Source organism: Aestuariivivens insulae, assembly GCF_022662195.1.
Taxonomy (GTDB): Bacteria; Bacteroidota; Bacteroidia; order Flavobacteriales; family Flavobacteriaceae; genus Aestuariivivens; species Aestuariivivens insulae.
This window is the reverse complement of the sequence record NZ_JAKMCS010000001.1, coordinates 214,163-231,619: the sequence shown is the minus strand read 5'-3', so window position 1 is coordinate 231,619 and position 17,457 is coordinate 214,163. Positions and strand designations below refer to the sequence as shown.

Here is a 17,457-nt window from a genome sequence, read left to right as displayed (position 1 = left end):
ACGATTAAATGACACCTATGGTTAAGAAAATAACACTATGCCTCATATTTTTTGGGGTAACACTAACTTCAGTTGCACAGGATAACAACCCAATTGATTATTCCAAAGCCATTACAGAACGCCCTTATCCCAAATGGTTTAAAGATGCCAAGTTGGGTATTTTTATACACTGGGGCTTATATTCCGTACCAGCATATGGCGGCAAGGAATCTTATGGCGAATGGTACTTAAGAGGCTTACAGGTTAAAGATTCCTTACGTACTAATTTTATGAAGAATACCTATGGACAAAATTTTACCTATAAAGACTTTGCCCCATTGTTTAAAGCCGAATTATTCAATCCAGATGAATGGGCTAACCTATTTAAAAGAGCTGGTGCCAAATATGTTATGTTGGTCTCCAAACACCACGATGGTTATGCGCTTTGGCCAAGTAAGTATAATAGAAACTGGAACAGTGTAGATATAGGTCCCAAACGGGATATTGTTGGTGAACTGACCAAAGCCGTGAGAAAAACAGACCTTAAAATGGGATTATACTATTCCCTGGCCGAATGGAACCACCCCCTACACCGATGGTATACAGACCCGCATGATAGTATTGGAAATTATGTGGACAATTATATGATCCCACAATTCAAGGAATTAGTAAGCACCTATAAACCCACATTAATTTTTGCCGATGGCGAATGGTTCAATACTGCAAAACAATGGCACGCTGCAGAACTTATCCATTGGTATTACAATTTGGTTGGAGACGATGCTATTGTAAACAATAGATGGGGAAGCGGATTGGACGTTGGCTTTTTAACCCCCGAATATAGCGCAGGCATTAAAGTAACCAATAGACCTTGGACCGAAGTAAGGGGTCTAGGTAGGTCCTTTGGGCTAAACCGTAACGAAAACCTAGAAGCCTATGGCACCTCGAAAGATTTAATCCATCGCTTTGTTCAAGCTGTTGCCAATGGAGGCGGTATGATTTTAAATGTTGGCCCTAAGGCTGATGGACAAATACCACTTATTCAACAAGAACGATTGATTCAATTAGGAGATTGGCTTAGTATAAATGGTGATGCCATTTACGGCTCTGAACCCTATTCGATTAAAGAAGTTGAAAAAGAAGTCCATATAGAACGTACAGACAAAACCATCGATTTTAACTGGGTTAGAAATTCACCCATGAAAGGTATTAAAGAAGACCATTTTGCTGTGGAATGGAACGGGTTTATCGTTGCACCGAAAACGGGCAATTATACTTTTGAAGTAAAAGCAGATGATGAAGCAGCTGTATATATTGACGGCAAGCAAATCATCAATCTAAATTACACAGGAAAGGGCACACAATCTGAAGTCATGGGGGCTAACAACAGTTCCACTTCCAAAGGCGCTATTAAATTAAAATCTGGTGTCGCCTATCCCATCAAAATAAAATATCGGGAAAAAGATTTGAATGCCTCTATGACATTGTATTGGAGCAGCAAAGCTTTAGAAAAGCAAACTGTTCCTGCATCGGCATTCTACGTCGATAAAGCCCAGACAACACAAGGCCTGAGAGGCAACTACAGTTCGCTTAAAACCTATTTGTGCTATACCCAAAACCATGGTAAACTCTATGCCATTAGTTTTGAATGGCCCGAAGATAAATTGGTGTTGGATATCCCTAACCCTGGTAAAGATGCAAAAGTAACCCTATTAGGTATAGACAGAGCTTTAGATTGGACTTACGAGAACAACGCCATGACTATACATACAAAAGATATAAAGTATGCCGAATTACCTTCACATGATGCCTGGACATTTCAAATAAACAAACAATAGACCTATAGAATTATTATTTTATAGCCTTAATTGTTATACAGAGAGAACATAATAAGTTGTTCAGCGAAAAAAATTAACATTAACCTCGGGGTTTAGTACTTTAAACCCTTAAATATTTATGACTCATTTATGGATACATTTAGCAAAATTCCAGTAGTATCAAAAAAGGTTTTAATACCGTTTATCTTAGTAACCTCTCTTTTTGCATTATGGGGTTTTGCCAATGCCGTAACCGACCCAATGGTTCAAGCATTTAAAAAAGTTTTAGAACTATCCAATTCCCAAGCAGCATGGGTACAAATGGCTTTTTATGGAGGCTATTTTTGTATGGCCCTCCCAGCCGCTATGTTTATGCGGAAATATTCCTATAAAGTAGGGATTCTTATTGGATTGGCATTGTATGCTACAGGAGCCTTATTGTTTTATCCCGCTGCCCAATCTGAGAGCTTTATGTTTTTCTGTATTGGCCTGTATATTTTAACGTTCGGATTGGCTTTTTTAGAAACAGCCGCAAACCCATATATTTTAGCTATGGGCGCCAAAGAAACAGCAACACAGCGTTTAAATTTGGCTCAAGCTTTTAACCCAGTTGGCCTTATTGCCGGACTGGTAGTCGCACAACAATTTGTGTTAAAGAATTTGCAATCTGATGACATAACAGATTTTAGTGTTTTAGATGAAGCCTCAAAAGTAGCCATCAAAACAGCCGATTTAATGGTCATCCGTAACCCCTATGTCTTTTTAGGCCTAGTCCTTATTGGGATTTTTGTGCTGTTTGTAGTTAGCAAAATGCCCCAATCGAAAGAAGAAGGAAGTATGCCAAGTATTGGTGAAACGTTTGTTACATTAGCCAAAAATGTTAAGTATATTCTGGGCGTATTGGCCCAAATTTTATATGTAGGCGCCCAAATTATGTGCTGGACCTACATATACCAATATGCAGAAGGTATTGGCATAGACAGTGTAACTGCAGGGAGTTATCAACTTGCAGCCTTTATCTTATTTATTATTGGTAGAGCCGTGGGGACGTATATGTTGCGCTTTATAAGTTCTGGTAAACTACTCATGTACTTTGGTTTATTGGCATTGGCTTTTACGGCGGGAACTATATTCATTCAAGGAACGGTCGGGCTCTACTGCCTGGTTGCCATTTCATTCTTTATGTCACTAATGTTCCCTACCATTTATGGTATTGCCTTAGGCGATTTAACCGAAGAGCAATCTAAAATAGGTTCTGCTGGACTGGTCATGGCTATTGTTGGAGGTGCATTAATGCCCAAACTACAAGGTATCATTATAGACGCTGGTGGTAATGGCGTGGCGGACACTAAAATTATGGGCGTTTCAGAAGTTAACTTCTCTTTTATTTTACCATTACTATGTTTTGTATATATAGCCTGGTATGGCCTTAGGGTTTTTAAAAGACACGAAGCCACAGACGACATTTTACACGTATCCAATTAAATTAAAAACCATTAATAAAAATGAGATTAGTAGTTATCGTATTAATAAGTCTATTAACCGTTTCTTGTAATAAATACAAGGACATTGCAAACACAGAACAAGACTATCAAATTATACCGAAACCCACTTCTTTAGAGATTTCTAATGGTAGGTTTTTAGTAGATTCAAACACTACAATATCGGCCAGTGAAGATTTACAAAATGAAGCCAGTTACCTTGCTGAAATGTTAAGCCACGCTTCTGGTTCAACTATAAATACTGGGGACTCAGGAAATATTCAATTAAAACTTGATGACACTATTGATAATGAGGAAGGCTACACCCTATCCATCACCTACAATCAAATTGTAATTTCAGGCAAAACAGCTAAAGGCGTATTTTATGGAATTCAAACCCTAAGACAATTAATGCCTGCTTCAATTGAATCTGAAACCAACAAAATAGCAGAATTAACCATTCCGGCAGTTACTGTTAAAGACAGCCCTAGATATCAATACAGGGGTATGCATTTAGATGTAGCCCGTCATTTCTTCCCTGTAGATTTTGTTAAAAAATACATCGATTTAATTGCGCTACATAAAATGAATACTTTCCATTGGCATTTAACCGAAGACCAAGGGTGGCGTATCGAAATTAAGAAATACCCAAAATTAACCGAAATAGGTGCATGGCGAAGTGGTACCATTGTAGGACACCATCCTGGTACCGAAAACGACCAAAAACGTTATGGCGGTTTCTACACGCAAGAAGATGTTAAGGATATTGTAGCTTATGCGGCCAAGCAGCATATTACTGTTATTCCAGAAATTGAGCTACCAGGTCACAGTAGCGCTGCCATTGCTGCTTACCCTAGCTTAAGCTGCTTCCCAGAAGAACAAACCGTTGTAACCAACAACATGATATCTGAAGGCGGCAAAGCCATTCAAGCAGCTGGCACTCCAAAAATCGTTCAAGAAACCTGGGGCGTTTTTAAAGATGTGTATTGTGCCGGAAAAGATGAAACCTTTGCTTTCCTACAAGATGTGTTAGACGAAGTTATTCCTTTATTCCCTTCAGCATATATCCACATAGGAGGTGACGAATGCCCTAAAGAAAATTGGAAAGAATGTCCTAACTGTCAAAAAAGAATTAAAGACGAAGGGCTGCACGACGAGCATGAATTACAGAGTTATTTCATTACACGTATTGAAAAATACCTAAATTCTAAGGGTAAAAATATTATAGGCTGGGATGAGATTCTCGAGGGCGGTTTAGCACCAAATGCAACCGTAATGTCATGGCGTGGCACAAAAGGTGGTATTGAAGCTGCCAAGCATAAACATAATGTTATTATGACGCCTAACCATTCTTGTTATTTCGATCATTACCAAACAGAAGATAAAGCCAACGAACCTTTAGCTATAGGGGGCAAAACCACAGTAGCCGACGTTTACGCCTACGAACCTACACCAGAAGAACTAACCGAAGAAGAAAGCAAATACATCTTAGGTGCTCAAGCTAACGTTTGGACGGAGTATATGGCTACTACAGATTACGTTGAATATATGATTTTACCAAGAATGGCAGCACTTTCCGAAGTCGTTTGGTCTCCTAAATCCTCTAAAGACTGGGATGATTTCAATGCTAGGTTACAGCACTTTGCAGACAGATACAATGCTATGGGCTTAAATTACGCCAAGCACAGCATACAAGATAAATAGTTTGATTTAGTTGTTAGTTTAAGCAATAAGAGTATTTATAAACAATACTTTTATTGCTTTTTTTTGTTATTTTTACAAAAAAAACACAAATTTATACCTATATTAACGGGGTTATTTAAAATCATACTTCCATATGAAACTTCATTTATTAGACAGAAGTAGTTTAAGCAACGATTCCCTGTTGATAGGTGAAAAAAGCTATCCATACTTCCTAAAAGTATGGCACTATCATCCAGAGTTGGAATTGGTCGTTATTTTAGAAAGTAATGGTACCCGCTTTATAGGCGACAACATTGAACAGTTTAGTAAAGGCGATATCATTTTAATAGGCAAAAACCTGCCCCATATGTGGCTTAATGATAAAGAATATTTTGAAAAAGATTCAAAATTAAAAGCCAAAGCCATTTCCATTCATTTTAAGGAACACTTTGCAGGCGAAGCATTCTTAAACATGCCTGAAATGAAATCGATTAAAGAATTAATTGATCGGGCCAAACATGGCATTAAGTTTTCGGGCGATTTAAAACTGGTCACCAAATGGATAAAGGGCATTAATAAACTAGATAGTTTTGGCAAGACCATTAGGTTTTTTAAAATCCTACACCACTTATCCCAACACAAAGATTACAGGTTATTATCCAGTAGTGGTTTTATAAATTCTTTTGAAATTACTGGAAAAAAGAATTTAGAAAAAGTGTATGAGTACATCATTAAAAACTTTAAGGAAGACATCACCCTTAATGATGTAGCTGGGGTTGCCTGCATGAATCCTTCTGCATTTAGTAGGTTTTTTAAACGTGTTAACAGAAAGACATTTAGTGAATATTTAAATGAAGTACGTATTGGCTACTCTTGCAAACTGTTAATAGAAAACAAAAGTAACGTTTCAGAAATATGCTTCGAATCTGGGTTTAATAATATTTCCAATTTCAACAGGCAATTTAAAAAAACCATGAAATACTCTCCAACAGAGTACGTTAAATTACATGTCAAAAACAGTATATAGATAAAACTTAGCACAAAACCCTTTCCTCTCTTTATTTGTATATTCTAACTTCAAAACACTACACAATGGCCCAACAAGCAAAAAAAATACAAATAAAGGTAGAAATTTAGCAAGCTATTATGAAGGGTTGATTGTACTATTGTATTGAAGATATTTTCAACCAAAATTAAATGAATAACCACCAAAAAGTACTTAAAATACACGACAAAGACAATGTGCTAGTTGCTTTAACCAATTTGGAAAAAGGGACACAGATCACATTTGAAAATCAAACCTATACCATTCAAAACTACATAGCAGCGAAACACAAATTTGTTACCGAGACCTTAGAAGAAGGTGATAAAGTATATATGTATGGGGTATTGGTAGGGAAAGCCAAAAAGAAAATTGCTAAAGGTGATTTAATTAGCACCTCTAATCTAGAGCACGATACCGAACCCTACAAAACAAAAGACCTAAAAGCTTCAAAATCATGGAGCGCACCAAACGTCTCAAAATTTGTAAATAAAACATTTAATGGTTACCATAGAGCAGACGGCAAAGTAGGCACCGAAAATAATTGGCTAATTATCCCTTTGGTATTTTGTCAAAACAGAAATGTAACTGTTTTAAAAGAGGCCTTAGTAGAAAAGTTAGGGTTTGGCAAAAAACAGCATCTTAGATTGGATGTAGATACTTTAATTGCCGACTACAAATCTGGTGCATCAAACCAAGCGCTTTTGGATAAGGACATTTTAAAGGAAACCGAAGAAAGCTACAAAAGCCTTTTGTTCCCTAATGTCGACGGCATTAAGTTTTTAACCCACGAAGGGGGTTGTGGTGGAGCCACATCAGATGCTATTGCACTATGCCATTTATTAGCGGGCTATATCAATAATCCTAATGTTGCAGGTGCCACCGTTTTAAGTTTAGGTTGTCAACATGCACAAGTGAGCATTCTACAAGAAGCTTTGGAAAAAATGGCGCCTAACCTTCAAAAACCTGTATATATTTTAGAACAACAAAATTCGCCATCCGAAAAAGCCTTGTTGGCCGAAGCTGTTAAAAAAACATTTGTAGGCTTAATAGAAGCGAACAAAATAGAAAGAAAGCCAGCAAATTTAAGTAAATTGGTTATTGGTTTAGAATGTGGCGGATCTGATGGCTTTTCAGGAATTTCTGCAAATCCAACATTGGGTTATGTTTCCGATTTGATAGTGGCCCTGGGAGGCACTACTGTTTTATCTGAATTTCCAGAGCTAAATGGGGTTGAGCAAGAATTGATTAATAGATGTACAAGCGCTGAAAAGGCAGAAAAATTTTCTCAAATCATGGCTGTCTATAATGCAAAAGCGGGGGTTTTAGGAGCAGCTTTTTCAATGAATCCCTCACCGGGAAACATTAAAGACGGGTTGATTACAGATGCTATTAAATCGGCCGGAGCTGCTAAAAAAGGAGGCACCTCACCTATTGAAGACGTATTGGATTATACCGAACAAATTATAAAACCAGGACTAAACCTTTTGTGCACCCCTGGTAATGATGTTGAGTCTACCACCGCATTAGCTGGGTCTGGATGTAACGTTATTTTATTTACAACTGGATTGGGAACCCCAACTGGCAACCCAATCACTCCAGTAGTAAAGGTATCCTCAAACACGACATTGTTTAATAAAATGGAGGATATTATCGATTTTGATTCGGGAGGTATCATTGAAGGATCAACAACAATTGAAGAAACTGGTGAAGCTTTACTGGACTATGTTATTGAAGTCGCCAGTGGTAAACAAACCAAGGCAAGACAATTAAACCAAGACGATTTCATTCCCTGGAAACGAGGAATGTCACTATAAAACAAAAACAAAATGTCGAAATTTAGTTTAGAAGGAAAATCTGCAATTATTACTGGAGGAGCCAGTGGTATTGGCGAAGCCATGTCAATCACATTTGCACAACAAGGCGCACATGTGCACATTCTGGAATTTAATGCCGAAAGTGGCGAGCGAATGGCAAACAACATCATAGAAGAAGGCGGTAAAGTCAACTTTTATCAATGCGATGTATCCAATCACCAACAAGTTATGGATACCATTACTAGCATATCTAAAAACCATAACATAGATATTCTTATAAACAATGCAGGTATCGCCCACGTGGGGAATATAGAAAACACCAAAGAAGAAGATCTTGACCGCATTTATAATGTAAATGTTAAAGGCGTTTACAACTGTGCTCATGCTGTAGTTCCAATAATGAAGCAGCAAGGTGGCGGCGTTATTATTAATATGGCCTCAATAGCCTCTTCGGTAGGTATTTCAGACCGCTTTGCATATTCCATGTCTAAAGGCGCTGCACTAACCATGACCTATTCTATTGCCAAAGATTATGTAAATGATGGTATTCGATGCAACTGCATTTCACCTGCTAGGGTACACACGCCTTTTGTTGATGGATTCATTAAAAAAAATTACCCCGGCAAAGAAGACGAAATGTTTGCAAACTTATCAAAAACACAACCTATAGGACGCATGGGCAAACCAGAAGAAATTGCCAATTTAGCCTTATACCTCTGTTCGGATGAAGCATCTTTTATTACCGGAACAGACTTTCCTATCGATGGTGGATTTATTAAATTAAACGGATAAACGAAAATAATAACAAATGAAATTAATAAGATTTGGAGCCGAAGGGCAAGAAAAACCAGGAGTACAATTAGAGGAAGGAACACGCATTGACGTTTCTGGTTTTGGTCAAGATTATAATGAAGATTTTTTTGGTGGAGATGGCTTGGAACGCCTTCAGGATTGGTTAAGCAAACATCAAGACAGCTGTCCTAAAGTGGACGATTCCGTTCGCTTGGGAGTTCCGTTAACACGGCCTTCAAAAATAGTTTGTGTAGGCTTAAACTATGCAAAACATGCCGAAGAAGCAGGCATGGCAATACCAAAAGAACCCGTACTGTTCTTTAAGGCCACTTCAGCATTAGTAGGACCTAACGACGATGTTATCATCCCTAAAGGCAGTGAAAAAACAGATTGGGAAGTAGAGCTGGCTATCGTTATTGGTAAAAAAGCATCGTATGTAGAAAAAGAAGATGCCTATAACCACATAGCAGGTTATGTGCTGCACAACGATATTTCTGAACGCGCTTACCAAATAGAAAAAGAAGGCCAATGGTGTAAAGGAAAAGGTTGTGACACCTTCGCTCCTGTAGGGCCATTTATTGCTACAAAAGATGAAATCCCAAACCCAAACAACCTTAACCTATGGCTGAAAGTAAACGGTAAAGAGCTACAGAACTCTTCAACTTCCGATTTCATTTTCAATGTGGAAGAAGTTGTTTCATATATCTCGCAGTTTATGACCTTACTTCCTGGAGATATTATATCTACCGGAACACCCTTTGGCGTTGGCTTAGGGTTCAATCCACCTATCTACCTAAAACCAGGGGATGTTATGGAACTGGGCATTGAAGGATTAGGTACTTCTAAACAAGTAGCGCAAGCATATAAAGGCTAGAACAAATATGGGCAGTAAAATAAATAGAAGAACGTTTATAAAATCGACTTCACTCGCTGGGGTCGCCTTTACCCTGCCCATTGATGTTTTTTCTTTAGATTCGAAAAGAAAACCTATCGAATTTGGATTGATTGCCGATGTACATAAAGACATCATGCATGACGCCGATTACAGGTTACAGGATTTTATTACTGCTGCTTCTAAAAAAGACCTGGATTTTATTTTACAATTAGGTGACTTCTGTAGACCCTACGATTACAACAAACCCTTTTTAAATATTTGGAACAGTTATAAAGGGGACAAATACCATGTCTTGGGCAATCATGATACCGATGGGGGCTTTACCCGGGCCCAAACCAAAGCCTATTGGGGCATGCCCAAAAACTATTATGCTTTCGATAAAAAAGGAGTCCATTTTATAGTTTTAGATGGTAACGACCCAAACCCCAAACCGTGGTCTGGCTATAATCGCTATATTGGAGAGGCCCAAAAACAATGGCTTATTGATGATTTAAAACAAACGGATAAACCAACCATAATTTTTAGCCATCAAACCTTAGAATTGGAATCGGATGGTGTGGCCAATATGAAGGAAATCCGCCAAATCATTGAAAATGCAAACAAAGAAGCGGGATTTAAAAAAGTAATGTGCTGCATAAGCGGACATACCCATACCGATTATATGACCCAAATAAATGGGGTTTACTATGTTCAAATCAATAGTGCTTCCTATAGATGGGTGGGCAATAAGTATAAAACCGTAAGGTACAGTAAAGACATTGACAAAGCTTACGGGTGGATTAAGTATACCATTCCATATAAAGAGCCATTGTATACTTTTATAAAAATTAAAAAAGGCAGTATCGTTATTGCTCCCAAAAAAACAACTTTTGTTGGTCCAGGACCCAAAGAAATGGGGCTCCCACAATCTTTACCCAACGATCCCATTGTACCTACCATTTCAAACTTTAAAATGAAACTATAATGAGACGTTCATTCATTTTTAAAATAGCAATCATTATAACACTTTTAGGCTGCAAACAACAACCTAAAAATCCGTCTACACAAAATGAAAAAAACAAAAAACCCAATATTGTTTTTTTATTTACAGACGACCAAAGTTTTAAGGCCTTGAATGCCCTGGGCAATAAAGAGATTATTACACCAGCTATGGATAAATTGGTGAATGAAGGCGTTACTTTCACACATGCCTATAATATGGGTGGTTGGAACGGAGCCATATGCCAAGCCTCTAGAGCAATGATTATAAGCGGGCGTTCCATATGGCGAGCACAAAAGATTTCTGGTGAATACGCTAAAAATGAATCCTTAGACAAAACATGGCCCAGATTAATGCAAACACAGGGCTACGACACCTACATGACAGGAAAATGGCATGTCGAAGCTAAGCCTGAAAAAATATTTAATCACGTAGGACACGTCCTTAGGGGGATGCCTTTCGATACCTCCGAAGGCTATAACCGTCCGCTAAGTAAAAACGACACCCTTTGGAAACCTTGGAAAAAGGAATTTGGCGGCTATTGGAAAGGTGGCAAGCATTGGAGTGAGTTGGTAAAAGAAGATGCTGTGTCGTTTATAGATAGTGCGTCCCAAAAAGACCAACCTTTTTTCATGTACGTCGCTTTTAACGCCCCTCATGATCCTAGACAGTCCCCAAAGGAATATGTTGACATGTACCCGCTGGAAGATGTATCTGTTCCCAAAAGTTTTTTACCCGAATATCCTTATGCTGAAATTATGGGAGCGGGCAAAACCCTAAGGGATGAAAAATTAGCACCATTTCCCAGAACAGAATATGCCGTTAAAGTTAACCGTCAAGAATATTACGCTTTAACAACGCATCTTGATGACCAAATAAAGGATATTATAAATACTCTTGAAGCCAAAGGCCTAAAAAAAAATACCTATATCTTTTTCACTGCAGACCACGGATTGTCTGTAGGCGAACATGGGCTTATGGGAAAACAAAACATGTACGACCATAGCATGAGGGTTCCCTTAATGATTGTTGGCCCCAACCTCCCCAAAAACAAGAAAGTTAATGCAGACGTATATTTGCAAGACGTTATGGCTACTGCTCTAGACATTGCTGGCGTACAAAAACCCGAATATATAGAATTTAACAGCTTATTAAACTTAGCAAAAGGCGAAGAAACAACAAGTAATTACAAAAGCATCTATGGTGTATATGAAAAGGGTTCACAACGTATGATTAGAAAAGACAACTTCAAATTAATACTCTACCCCAAATCCAAGGAAATTCTATTGTACAACCTAGAAAACGACCCCTTAGAATTAAACGATATTTCATCAAACAAAGACAATGCCTCCTTAATACAATCCCTTTTCAATGAGCTTGTTGAATTACAAAAGGAAAAAGGAGATTTATTAGATTTAACATCCATTTATAAAGACCTCATCTAATGCAAATAGATAGCCATCAACATTTTTGGAAATTCGACCCCGTTCGGGATGCTTGGATAGACGATGCTATGGAAGTGATTCGAAAAGACTTTCTTCCCCAAGACCTTCAACCCATTCTTGAAAAAAATGCCATAGATGGATGTGTTGCCGTTCAGGCCGACCAATCGGAAGAAGAAACCCAATTTTTATTAAATCTGGCTAACAAAAACCCTTTTATTAAAGGCGTGGTAGGATGGATTGACTTAAGAGCCAGTAATGTAGAGGAAAGGCTTGCTTCCTATTCAAATAACAAATTACTTAAAGGAATACGCCATATCGTTCAAGCAGAACCCAACGACTTTATGTTAGGTAAAGATTTCCAGAATGGCATAAGCAAGTTAGCCCAGTTCAACCTCACTTACGACATCTTGGTTTTTCCTCCGCAGCTAAAGGCAGCTATTGCTTTGGTGAATTCATTCCCCAATCAAAAATTTGTAGTGGACCATATTGCAAAGCCTTATATAAAAGATGAAAAAATAAGCAACTGGAAGGACGATATTATGGAACTCTCAAAAGCTCCGAACGTCTATTGCAAAGTATCAGGCATGGTTACTGAAGCCGATTTTAATAACTGGACACCTTCAGACTTCAAACCTTATTTAGATGTTGTTTTTGAAGCCTTTGGAACAGATAGATTACTCTACGGTTCAGACTGGCCCGTTTGCCTGCTTGCCGCATCATATGAAGCTCAATTAGACATTATACAAGATTACTTAACGCATTTTTCTTCAGAAGACCAAAAGAAAATAATGGGAGGCAATGCCCTAGATTTCTATAACCTCTAAACACATAATTTCAAGGCATGAAAAAACTAATAAACATACCTCTAATAGCTCTTACGCTCTTAGCCATAACTGTTTCCTGTAAAAATCAGGATAAAACAGCACAAGAAGTTAAAGAAGAAAAGGTTAAAGTAGATTACTTAAACGAACCCAAAACAGATTTCGATGAAAGAATGGCTTGGTGGCGCAATGCACGCTTTGGCATGTTTATACACTGGGGCCCCTATGCCGTTCCTGCAGGCATACATCATGGCGAAAACATAAAAGGCATTGGTGAATGGATTATGTTCAACGCCAAAATACCTATAGCGGAATATGAAACGTATGCCAAACAATTTAACCCTGCAAACTTCAATGCCGATGAATGGGCTAAACTTATGAAAGATGCAGGCATGAAATACGTGGTAATCACCTCAAAACACCACGATGGCTTTGGACTATGGGACAGTAAAGTATCGCAATACGATATCGTTGATTTTTCACCTTACAAAAAAGATATCTTAAAACAACTTTCTGAAGCCTGCAAAAAATATGGTATTAAATTCGGAACCTACCATTCCATTATGGATTGGCACCACCCTAATGCACAAGGTGATACTTATACGGGAAGTAGAGACATCACCGATGAAGACAAAGCAGAATTCAAAATCTATCTTGAAGCATACCTTAAACCCCAATTAAAGGAACTCATTACCCAATACGATACCGACATCATGTGGTTTGATGGTGAATGGGTTGAGGAATTCACCCACGATCAAGGCAAAGCGCTTTACCAATATGTTCGCGAATTAAAACCAAGTATTATCATTAACAACAGGGTCGACAAGGGTCGACAAGGCATGCAAGGCATGAATAAAGCCGATGCCGATTATGCCGGTGACTTCGGAACGCCAGAACAGGAAATTCTGGAAAGTGCTGCAGCATCCGATTGGGAATCGTGCATGACCATGAACGACACTTGGGGCTTTAAATCCCAAGACCATAACTGGAAGTCTACAACCGTATTAGTTCACAACCTAATCGACATTGTAGCGAAGGGAGGCAATTACTTATTAAATGTAGGGCCAACGGCCGAAGGGCTTATCCCAGAACCTAGTGTTGAACGGCTTAAAGAAATGGGAACATGGTTATCAACCAATGGTGAAGCTATTTATAATACCGAACGGCTTAAAAACCATTTCAAACAAGGGGAAGACATTCGTTTTACCAAGAAAAAAGGAGCCAATACTATTTATGCCATAACACTAAAAAAACCAGAAACGGTATTAACTTTAAATGGCATTGAACCAGAACAAGGGTCATCAATAAAACTATTGGGTTCCCATGAAAACCTAACATGGGAATACCATAAAGAGTTAGGTTTAAAGATTTATATTCCAGAAAGTGTTTTGTCTACATGGAACGATAAAACATTGGCTTGGTCGTTTAAAATAATAGGTAAAGAAGTATAAAACACATGGATTTAAAATTAAAAGATAAAGTCATTATAGTAACAGGTGGTTCCAAAGGCATCGGTTTGGGCATTGTACAGACCTTGGTTAAGGAAAAAGCCATTCCCTTTATAGTAAGCAGAAATGAGGAAAGTGTCATAGACCTTGTGAATGCATACCAAAAAGAAGGAATCGAGCTCCATTATGCCATTGCCGAATTAACCGATAACAAACAATGTGAGGCTGCTGTAGCTTCAGCCATTAAAACCTACGGAAGGATTGATGGTTTGGTAAACAATGCTGGTGTTAATGACGGTGTGGGTTTAGAACATGGCAATTATGAAGACTTTATGAGGTCTTTAAAACGCAACTTGGTTCACTATTATTTAATGGCCCATTATGCTTTACCCGAATTGAAAAAAAGCAAAGGAGCTATTGTAAATATAGGCTCTAAAACTTCGGTTACGGGACAAGGAGGTACTTCGGCCTATGCCGCTTCTAATGGTGGTAGAAATGCACTAACGCGTGAGTGGGCCGTAGAATTATTACCTTATAACATTAGGGTAAATGCGGTTATCGTTGCCGAATGTTACACACCGCTATACGACAAGTGGATTCAAACTTTTGATAATCCCGAAGAAAAGTTAAAAGAAATAACAAAGAATATACCCTTAGAAAACAGGATGACTACTGCTGAAGAAATAGCAGATACCGTAGCCTTTTTGCTTTCAGAAAAATCAAGCCATACAACAGGTCAACTTCTTTTTGTTGACGGTGGCTATACTCATTTAGACCGATCTCTATAAAAGATGAAAAAATATTGTTTAGCACTAGATCTTAAAGACGACCCCAAGCTTATCGCCGAATACAAAGCATACCATGAAAGCGTTTGGCCAGAAATTACAGAGAGCATTAAAGCCTCTGGCATCGAAAATGCAGAAATTTATTGTGTAGGCAATCGCCTGTTTATGATATTGGAAGTTAACGAATCGTTTTCTTTTGAAAGGAAAGCAGAAATGGATGCCAACAATCCCATAGTACAAGAATGGGAAACCTTAATGTGGCATTACCAACAGGCCTTACCCATAGCCAAGAAAGGCGAAAAATGGCTGCTCATGGACAAAATATATCAACTTTAATAAAACATCGTGACTGTAGGCTTATTTATTCCCTGTTATATCAATCAATTATATCCTCAAGTGGGGATCGCAACACTCGAACTTTTAGAAAAATTGAATGTTGATGTTGTCTACCCTTCAGGACAAACCTGCTGTGGACAGCCTATGGCGAATTCCGGTTACGAGAATGAATCTGTAGGTACCTGCCAAAACTTTGTAGAAAATTTTAAAGACTTCGACTATATCGTAACACCATCTGGGAGTTGTGCCTACCATGTAAAAAAACACTATAACATTTTAGAACAAACTCCCAATGTCACAAAGGTTAGAAACAATGTGCATGAACTTTGTGAATTTATTGTAAACGTTTTAAAAGTAACAAATATAGGTGCTTATTTTCCTTATAAAGTAGGCATTCATAAAAGCTGCCATGGTTTACGAGGTTTACGCTTAGGGTCTTGTTCCGAACTTGTTGGAGACCACTATTCATATATTGAAGATTTACTTAAAGAAGTAAGCGACATTGAATTGATGCCTTTACAACGTGCCGATGAATGCTGTGGTTTTGGAGGTACCTTTGCGGTGGCCGAAGAAGCCGTTTCGGTAAAAATGGGAAAGGACAAAATTAAGGATCACCTTGAAAGTGGCGTTGAAGTAATAACCGCTACCGATACCTCTTGTTTAATGCACCTAGAGGGATTGATTAACCGAAACAAACAACCCCTAAAAGTCATGCATGTTGCCGAAATATTAAACACCAACCTAACCAAGTTAAAAAGCGATTAGAAATGAGCCATCCAAAACTAGCCAGCCTTTTTAACCAAAACGAAGCTCGGGTCGACTGGCACGACAAAGCCCTGTGGTTCGTACGTCACAAAAGGGACCTTGCTACACATCAAGTAAAAGGATGGGAAGCCTTACGCGACTTGGGACATCATATTAAGGCACATACACTTTCTAACCTAGACAACTATTTAATTGAATTTGAAAAAAACGCCCTAGAGAACGGTATTCAAGTGCACTGGGCTGCAAATGGCGACGAACACAATAAGATTGTCCATCAAATTCTGGAAGAAAACCAAGCCAAGAAAATTGTAAAAAGCAAATCAATGCTTACCGAAGAATGTCATTTGAATCCGTTTTTGGAAGCTAAAGCCATTGAAGTTATTGATACCGATTTAGGGGAACGCATTGTACAATTGGCCAAAGAACCTCCCAGTCATATTGTACTGCCAGCCATCCATAAAAACAGGCATGAAGTTGATGCACTGTTCCAAGAACACCTAAATACCCAACCCTGTGATGGTGATCCGCAGTACTTAACCCATGAAGCCAGAAAACACCTTCGTGAAAAATTCATTAAGGCCGATGCTGCGATAACGGGGGTCAATTTTGCCATTGCAGAAACTGGCGGATTTGTGGTATGCACCAACGAAGGCAATGCCGATATGGGAGCTCACATAGCCCCCGTCCACATCGCCTGTATGGGCATAGAAAAGCTCATTCCTAAACAGGAACATTTGGGCGTGTTTTTACGTCTATTGGCTCGTTCTGCAACAGGACAACCCATAACCACCTACTCTTCGCATTTTAAACGCCCTGCTAAAGGCCATAAAATGCATATTGTAATAGTAGATAACGGCCGTTCCGAGCAGTTGGGCCGACCCGATTTTAGAGCATCGCTGCACTGCATTCGCTGTGGTGCCTGTATGAACACTTGCCCTATTTATAGACGTAGTGGCGGACACAGTTACGATGCTACCATACCAGGCCCCATTGGCTCCATTCTATCTCCTGGAAAAGATTTGACCAAGCACAGCTCCCTGCCCTTTGCATCTACGCTATGTGGGTCTTGTTCTGATGTATGCCCGGTTAAAATAGATATCCATTCCCAACTCTATAAATGGCGACAAATTATCACACAAAACACTAAACAACCATTTATAAAAAAGAAATCCATGGTGTTTATGGGCAAATTATTTACCAAACCAACACAATTTGCCCGAATTGGTAAAATAGCACGATGGTCTTTAAGATATTTACCTAAAAGTATAATTAATGCCAGACCCAATATTTGGGGTAAATCGCGGGATCTGCCCAATGGCCCAAAGCAAAGTTTTGATGAGTGGTATAAAGAACGTACAAAAAAGTAAAAATC

15 protein-coding genes are annotated in these 17,457 nt (G+C 38.6%); all 15 read left to right on the top strand.

Annotated elements, in window-relative coordinates; translation table 11 throughout:
* Positions 1-17 precede the first annotated feature (17 nt).
* The 15 genes from MR062_RS00845 to MR062_RS00775 all read left to right on the top strand — a co-directional run bounded on the left by MR062_RS00845 (position 18) and on the right by MR062_RS00775 (position 17,452).
* Positions 18-1,817 carry an alpha-L-fucosidase gene (locus MR062_RS00845; protein WP_242202160.1) on the top strand — a complete coding sequence of 600 codons (1,800 nt, stop codon included), beginning with the start codon at positions 18-20 and terminating at the stop codon, positions 1,815-1,817.
* Positions 1,818-1,946: 129 nt separating this feature from the next.
* On the top strand, positions 1,947-3,281 hold the full coding sequence (fucP, locus tag MR062_RS00840) for an L-fucose:H+ symporter permease (RefSeq protein ID WP_242202159.1): 1,335 nt from the start codon (positions 1,947-1,949) through the stop codon (positions 3,279-3,281).
* A 20-nt stretch (positions 3,282-3,301) separates the two neighbouring features.
* A complete protein-coding gene (locus tag MR062_RS00835; RefSeq protein ID WP_242202158.1) occupies positions 3,302-4,981 on the top strand; it encodes a beta-N-acetylhexosaminidase in 1,680 nt (559 codons plus the stop codon).
* Between the two features lie 133 nt (positions 4,982-5,114).
* Positions 5,115-5,987 carry an AraC family transcriptional regulator gene (locus MR062_RS00830; RefSeq protein WP_242202157.1) on the top strand — a complete coding sequence of 291 codons (873 nt, stop codon included), beginning with the start codon at positions 5,115-5,117 and terminating at the stop codon, positions 5,985-5,987.
* 170 nt (positions 5,988-6,157) lie between these two features.
* Positions 6,158-7,819 carry a UxaA family hydrolase gene (locus MR062_RS00825; protein WP_242202156.1) on the top strand — a complete coding sequence of 554 codons (1,662 nt, stop codon included), beginning with the start codon at positions 6,158-6,160 and terminating at the stop codon, positions 7,817-7,819.
* A gap of 12 nt (positions 7,820-7,831) precedes the next feature.
* The gene (locus MR062_RS00820; RefSeq protein WP_242202155.1) at positions 7,832-8,611 is read left to right on the top strand and encodes an SDR family NAD(P)-dependent oxidoreductase; all 780 of its coding nucleotides are present in this window, start codon (positions 7,832-7,834) and stop codon (positions 8,609-8,611) included.
* 16 nt (positions 8,612-8,627) lie between these two features.
* Entirely contained in the window at positions 8,628-9,485 is an 858-nt protein-coding gene (locus MR062_RS00815; RefSeq protein ID WP_242202154.1) for a fumarylacetoacetate hydrolase family protein, read from the top strand.
* Positions 9,486-9,492: 7 nt separating this feature from the next.
* The gene (locus MR062_RS00810; protein ID WP_242202153.1) at positions 9,493-10,470 is read left to right on the top strand and encodes a metallophosphoesterase family protein; all 978 of its coding nucleotides are present in this window, start codon (positions 9,493-9,495) and stop codon (positions 10,468-10,470) included.
* Positions 10,470-11,930, top strand: a complete 1,461-nt coding sequence (locus MR062_RS00805) for a sulfatase-like hydrolase/transferase (RefSeq protein ID WP_242202152.1) — start codon at positions 10,470-10,472, stop codon at positions 11,928-11,930. The genes MR062_RS00810 and MR062_RS00805 overlap by 1 nt, the downstream gene beginning before the upstream one ends.
* Positions 11,930-12,754: an amidohydrolase family protein gene (locus MR062_RS00800; protein ID WP_242202151.1), complete on the top strand. Its 825-nt coding sequence runs from the start codon at positions 11,930-11,932 to the stop codon at positions 12,752-12,754. The genes MR062_RS00805 and MR062_RS00800 overlap by 1 nt, the downstream gene beginning before the upstream one ends.
* 17 nt (positions 12,755-12,771) lie before the next feature.
* Positions 12,772-14,202 carry an alpha-L-fucosidase gene (locus tag MR062_RS00795; protein ID WP_242202150.1) on the top strand — a complete coding sequence of 477 codons (1,431 nt, stop codon included), beginning with the start codon at positions 12,772-12,774 and terminating at the stop codon, positions 14,200-14,202.
* A 5-nt stretch (positions 14,203-14,207) separates the two neighbouring features.
* Entirely contained in the window at positions 14,208-14,987 is a 780-nt protein-coding gene (locus tag MR062_RS00790; protein WP_242202149.1) for an SDR family oxidoreductase, read from the top strand.
* 3 nt (positions 14,988-14,990) lie between these two features.
* Positions 14,991-15,320 carry an L-rhamnose mutarotase gene (locus MR062_RS00785; protein ID WP_242202148.1) on the top strand — a complete coding sequence of 110 codons (330 nt, stop codon included), beginning with the start codon at positions 14,991-14,993 and terminating at the stop codon, positions 15,318-15,320.
* Positions 15,321-15,329: 9 nt separating this feature from the next.
* A complete protein-coding gene (locus MR062_RS00780; RefSeq protein ID WP_242202147.1) occupies positions 15,330-16,085 on the top strand; it encodes a (Fe-S)-binding protein in 756 nt (251 codons plus the stop codon).
* Between the two features lie 2 nt (positions 16,086-16,087).
* Positions 16,088-17,452 (top strand): lactate utilization protein B, encoded by a 1,365-nt coding sequence (locus MR062_RS00775; protein WP_242202146.1) that lies wholly within the window; start codon positions 16,088-16,090, stop codon positions 17,450-17,452.
* Positions 17,453-17,457: the final 5 nt, after the last annotated feature.